At 56.6% G+C, this 1,124-nt stretch carries 1 protein-coding gene; it reads left to right on the plus strand.

Going from position 1 to position 1,124, the window contains the following annotated elements; all coding sequences use genetic code 11:
* The first annotated feature begins 183 nt into the window (after window positions 1–183).
* Window positions 184–357 carry a hypothetical protein gene (locus tag H7U20_RS29760; RefSeq protein WP_199762754.1) on the plus strand — a complete coding sequence of 58 codons (174 nt, stop codon included), beginning with the start codon at window positions 184–186 and terminating at the stop codon, window positions 355–357.
* The last annotated feature ends 767 nt before the right edge of the window (window positions 358–1,124 follow it).

A 1,124-nucleotide genomic window follows, 5' to 3' on the forward strand; every position in this document is an offset into this window, starting at 1 on the left:
GCGCTGCTGCCGTGGAATGTGAAGGATTTGCATACCCCGGATTTAACCAGCATTCTGCCTGGCTGAATAGGTTGGGGTTCGTGGAGCGCTTACGATGAAACGGTGTATGGATTTGGGACGGCCGGGCCAACCCTTTCGGGGCGGCTGCGGCAATGGTTTTGTGATGACGAAAGGGAGAAAGCAATGTTGATGTCAGCCGCCGATCTGGCGTACATGAAGGGGGAGGCGGCAGCGCAGCCGGGGGACGCAGCGACGCCCGAACTGGCGTTGGCCAAAGCCGCCGAACACGGCTATCTGGCGGCCGATGCGCGCCGGGCCGCTTTCGTGCAGGGATTTCTATCCGCGCTGGGACAGTAGCCCAAGGAGGCGCCGACGCCTAGTATTACAAGTGGGGGCGAAAGCCTATCCTGCCTTGGCATTTTTCTGACGCAGGAATTGGTAATACCAAGAATCGTAGGCCACGCCTTCCTGGCAGGCACATTAAGCGCCGACGGCGCAAACAGGCCGCGCAATCCAGCGTATACAGGGCGTCCAACACCACGGCTCGCTCGACGCTGCGCGCCAACGGCGCCACTACATCGACCTGGCCAACGCCCACTGGGCGTGGAAGGAGATCAAGGCGTCGTGGGCGTTGGAGGGGCTTAAACCCACCGACGACAATGTGGAGCGCGCCGGCCGAATGATCACCGGCGAGATCACTTACGTGAACGTCATCAAGGAGCTGTGCCAGCTATATGGTCGGCCGATGGCTTAACTACTTCTTCTCCACCCCACCGCGTATTGATGCCCAAGTTCGGTCACACTCTATCGCGTTATTTTCACGATCAAGCCGTATAAATTCAGGAAGATCAAACGTGCGCCCGATCAAATCGAAGTCTAACAAGTCTTGAAGTGGGCAGTAGAATCCTGTTCGATCCTCCCCCCATCGATATTCTCTAGCTAATTTATTCCCATTTTGTAGCAACAGCTCCACAAGGGGGTCTAAGTGAGAATAAACAGGCCTGGCGCTAGGATCGAAAGCTATGGCGGTTTTCGGTAGTTGTCAACAAAGTTGTCGCGTCACTTCATGCAGCCAGCTTCACTAATTCAGGTTCAGCCCGTTCCGGATTGAGCCAAACCTCGTC

It is taken from the genome of Rugamonas violacea, from assembly GCF_016461825.1.
Taxonomy (GTDB): Bacteria; Pseudomonadota; Gammaproteobacteria; order Burkholderiales; family Burkholderiaceae_D; genus Rugamonas.